At 65.3% G+C, this 3,734-nt stretch carries 5 protein-coding genes; 1 reads left to right on the forward strand and 4 read right to left on the reverse strand.

Annotated elements, in window-relative coordinates; all coding sequences use genetic code 11:
• The first annotated feature begins 77 nt into the window (after positions 1–77).
• Positions 78–677 carry a dihydrofolate reductase family protein gene (locus EN906_RS26305; protein WP_127271659.1) on the forward strand — a complete coding sequence of 200 codons (600 nt, stop codon included), beginning with the start codon at positions 78–80 and terminating at the stop codon, positions 675–677.
• Positions 678–701: 24 nt separating this feature from the next.
• On the opposite strand, the gene EN906_RS26310 is transcribed toward EN906_RS26305, so the two are convergent.
• From EN906_RS26310 to ada, 4 genes are all read right to left on the reverse strand, one after another.
• A complete protein-coding gene (locus tag EN906_RS26310) occupies positions 702–1,445 on the reverse strand; it encodes a 2OG-Fe(II) oxygenase (protein WP_127272378.1) in 744 nt (247 codons plus the stop codon).
• The gene (locus EN906_RS26315; RefSeq protein WP_127272377.1) at positions 1,442–1,996 is read right to left on the reverse strand and encodes a methylated-DNA--[protein]-cysteine S-methyltransferase; all 555 of its coding nucleotides are present in this window, start codon (positions 1,994–1,996) and stop codon (positions 1,442–1,444) included. Before EN906_RS26315 ends, EN906_RS26310 begins: the two co-directional genes overlap by 4 nt.
• Before the next feature lie 321 nt (positions 1,997–2,317).
• Positions 2,318–2,530 carry a hypothetical protein gene (locus EN906_RS26325; protein WP_236382747.1) on the reverse strand — a complete coding sequence of 71 codons (213 nt, stop codon included), beginning with the start codon at positions 2,528–2,530 and terminating at the stop codon, positions 2,318–2,320.
• 18 nt (positions 2,531–2,548) lie between these two features.
• On the reverse strand, positions 2,549–3,664 hold the full coding sequence (gene ada / locus EN906_RS26330) for a bifunctional DNA-binding transcriptional regulator/O6-methylguanine-DNA methyltransferase Ada (RefSeq protein ID WP_164748794.1): 1,116 nt from the start codon (positions 3,662–3,664) through the stop codon (positions 2,549–2,551).
• Positions 3,665–3,734: the final 70 nt, after the last annotated feature.

The following is a 3,734-nucleotide window of genomic DNA, read 5'->3' on the forward strand; positions in this document are numbered from 1 at the left end:
ACTATTGACATCGTTTTGGCCTTGCGTCAACGGTTCCAAATGTAAACTATTTTGCGATGGCCGTGAGGAGAATGACGGTGAAAAAGCTGGTCCTGCAGATGCAGATATCGGTCGACGGCTTTGTCGGCGCCACCGAGGACCATTCCTGGCAGCTCTGGGAGTGGGGTGACGAGAGCGCCTGGGACGATGCGCTGAAGCAGGACTTCAACGCTGTCTTCGCAGGCGTCGATACCATCCTGCTCAGCCGCAAAATGGCACAGGAGGGCTACCTCACCCATTGGGGCACTGCGGCGAAGAAGTTTCCGCACGATCCGTTCTACGCCTTTGCGCAGCGCATCGTCGACGCCCGCAAGGTGGTGCTCAGCAACAAGCTCAAGCAATCGGCCTGGGAGCCGGCTTGGGAGCGCACCAGTGTGGCCAGCGGCGACCTGCCGCGCGAGGTCAACGCGCTGAAGACGGGCGAGGGTGGCGACATTGCCGTGTTCGGCGGCGCCGGTTTCGCGTCAGCGCTGATCGCGGCCGGGCTGGTCGACGAGTTCCAGCTGTTCGTCAACCCGGCGGTGCTGGGGGCGGGCCGCCGGGTTTTTGATCAGGGCGGTTTTAGGAACCTGCGGCTGCTCGGCTCGAAGGCCTATGCCTGCGGCATGGTGGTCAGCCGTTATGCACCGGCGGGGTGAGGGGAACCTCCATCTTCTCCCTGCTCACTTCGCATCGTGGAAAATAATCCCTACCGTGTGGCGCATGCCTGAGCGCAGCCGGCTGACGCCGTGGCGCAGATTGACGCGGTAGTTGCCTTTGGTGCCCTGCACCGGCCGGTTGTGGACGGCGAACACAACGGCGTCGCCCTGCCGCAGCGGCACCACTTCGACTCGGCTCTGCATGCGCGGGCGCTGCTCGGTCAGCGCGAACTCGCCGCCTGTGAAATCCCGGCCCGGTTCGGAGAGCAGGATCGCCACCTGCAGCGGAAAGGCGAGATCGCCATAGAGATCCTGGTGCAGGCAGTTGAAGTCGCCAGGCACATATTGCAGCAGCAGCGGCGTCGGCCGTGTCTGGCCGGCGGCATGGCACTGCTCGAGAAACGCGGCATGCGTCGTGGGATAGCGCATGGCCTGCCCCATGCGCTCGTTCCACCGATTGGCGACCTCGGCCAGCCTGGGATAGAGCGCGCTGCGCAGGCCACCCAGGAGGTCGGGCAAGGGATAGCGGAAATAGCGGTACTCGCCCTTGCCGAAGCCGTGCCTGGCCATATGGATGTGGCTGCGGAAATGCTTCTCCTCGGGATAGAGGTCGGCGATCTGTCGGCACTCTTCGGGCGACAGCAGCTTTTCAATCACCGCGCAGCCGAAGCCGTCCAGTTCGGCGGCAAGGGCGGGCCAGTCGTAATCAGCAACACGTGTCTGAGCAGCTTCAACCGCCGATGCGGCAACCTTGGCATGGGCATTCATATCGTAGCCTCCTTGTAGAGCAGGGCGCGCTTGCGCTCGACGCCCCAGCGGTAGCCCGACAGCGTGCCGGCGGCGCGGACAACACGGTGACAGGGAATGCCCAGCGCGATTGCATTGGCCGCACAGGCCGTCGCCACGGCGCGGGCGCCGTTCGGCTGGCCGATATGCCGGGCGAGCGCGGTGTAGGTGATGGTGCCGCCGCACGGGATGCCTCGGAGCGCCTCCCACACGCGCTGCTGGAATGGCGTGCCGTGGCGCAGGTCGAGCGGCAGGTCGAAGCCGACGCCGGGCATTTCGATGAAGCGCGCGATTGCCGCGAGATCGTCGCGCAGTGCGGCCTCGTCCTTGGCCAGTATCTTGCCTGGGAAGCGGTTGGCGAGATCCTGCTCCAGTGTGTCGGCATCCGAGCCGATCAGGATGGCGCAGACGCCGATATCGCTGCGCGCCGCCAGGATTTTGCCGATGGGGGATTCGCCGATGGCATAGGCGATGGTGCCGAGGGCGGCGACGTTGCAGGCGGCCATCGGCATAGTGGTTTGTATAAGGTTCATTGCCTTCACTCCTTTGTTTGTGGCTGAACCCTAGCCACGGTGTCGGCCGTGTCTCACTCCGGTGCTTGCTTTCAAATTCAAATCTGCCTGAAAGGCGCAAAGGTAGGTGCTCTATGGCGCCCTCCTCTGTCCTACCGGACATCTCCCCCACGGGTGGGGAGATTGGCTGTCACCACCGCCTTCGCCAATCTCCAACGTTGCAGGACGAGAGCCGGCGCCGGAACTGCCAATCTCCCTCCTTGTGGGGGAGATGTCCGGTAGGACAGAGGGGCGCGCCATAGAGTGCTGATTTTGAACCGTCCGCACTTCAGCCAAGCATGCTCATTCGACACGCGTGACCGACACCTCGCCGAGCACGAACACTTCACCGCTCAGCAGGCGCAGCTCGATGTCGCCGGTTGCGGTGTGGTTCCACTCAGCCTTACCCTCATCGACCAGCCCGCCGATGGCGGCCATGACATGGGACTTCGCGCGGTTGCCGGCGGCGGTGGTGCGAGCTGTCCGATTGGTGACGCTGTCATGAGATCTTGCCATCGCGCGCATGCTTGGCCGTCATCTCCGCGCGGATCGGTAGGCGCTGTCAGATTCGCCGGCCTCACGCTCCAGCAGCGCGCGCTTGCGCTCCGCGCCCCAGGCGTAGCCGGACAGGGCGCCATCCCTGCGGGTCACGCGGTGGCAGGGAATGGCGACGGCAAGATTGTTGGCGGCGCAGGCGGCGGCGATGGCGCGGGTCGCCTTCGGTGAGCCGATGCGCCGCGCGATCTCGGCATAGGAAACCGTGCGGCCGGCGGGGATGTCGCGCAAGGCCTGCCAGACGCGCTGCTGGAACGCCGTGCCGCGCACGTCGAGCGGCAAATCGAGACCGAGCGCCGGAACTTCGACGAAACCGACGACGCGGGCGACCAGCGCCTCGTAGTCGTGATCGCCGCCGATTAGCCGTGCCCTGGGGAAACGGTCCTGCAGGTCGCGCACCAGTGCGTCAGGATCGTCGCCGAGCAGGATCGAGGCGACGCCCTTTTGACTGGACGCGACCAGGATGGTGCCGAGCGAGGTCTCGCCGACGGCGAAGCGGATCTCTTCATCGGCGCCGCCGGCGCGATAGCGCGTCGGCGTCATGCCGAGCATGCCAGTGGATTTCTCATAAAAACGTCCGCTCGAATTGAAGCCGGCATCGTAGATCGCCGTCGTCACGCTGGCGCCGTCTTCCAGGCCCTGACGAACCCTGGCTGCGCGGTGCGCGGCGGCATAGTCCTTCGGTGTCAGCCCGGTGGCCGCCTTGAAGATACGATGGAAATAACCGGCGCTGCGGCCGGCGGCATCAGCCAGTTCAGCGAGCGACGGTTCTTCCTGGCTCTGCTCGATCCTGCGGCAAGCAGCGGCGACCATCGCCGCGTTGCCGGCCTCGAGCGACGGGCCATCCGGGTCGCAGCGCCGGCACGGGCGAAAGCCGGTGGCCCTGGCCTGATCGAGCGTGTCGTGCAATTGCACATTTTTCGGATTGGCGCGCCGAGACGGGCAGGAAGGCCGGCAATAGACACCGGTCGTCGCCACCGAATACCAGAATGCGCCGTCGGCCGACTTGTCGCGCGCGACGATTCGCGCCCAGCGCGGATCGTCGGCGGCTTGCAGCGGCGTGGATTTCAGATTCTTGGCCAGGGTGATGAACATGGCCGCATTGAAGCCGCCAAAGGCCGGCCTCGCCACCCGTTTCTTGACAAGGGTCAGGAGGGTGCAAGCC

This window comes from Mesorhizobium sp. M7A.F.Ca.CA.004.06.1.1 (genome assembly GCF_003999135.1).
Classification (GTDB): domain Bacteria; phylum Pseudomonadota; class Alphaproteobacteria; order Rhizobiales; family Rhizobiaceae; genus Mesorhizobium.

What these genes read in the sequence shown, in the direction of transcription:
- EN906_RS26310 (WP_127272378.1), bottom strand. Translation starts at nt 1,445, where the DNA reads ATGAATGCCCATGCCAAGGTTGCCGCATCGGCGGTTGAAGCTGCTCAG.
- EN906_RS26315 (WP_127272377.1), bottom strand. Translation starts at nt 1,996, where the DNA reads ATGAACCTTATACAAACCACTATGCCGATGGCCGCCTGCAACGTCGCC.
- EN906_RS26325 (WP_236382747.1), bottom strand. Translation starts at nt 2,530, where the DNA reads ATGGCAAGATCTCATGACAGCGTCACCAATCGGACAGCTCGCACCACC.
- ada (WP_164748794.1), bottom strand. Translation starts at nt 3,664, where the DNA reads ATGTTCATCACCCTGGCCAAGAATCTGAAATCCACGCCGCTGCAAGCC.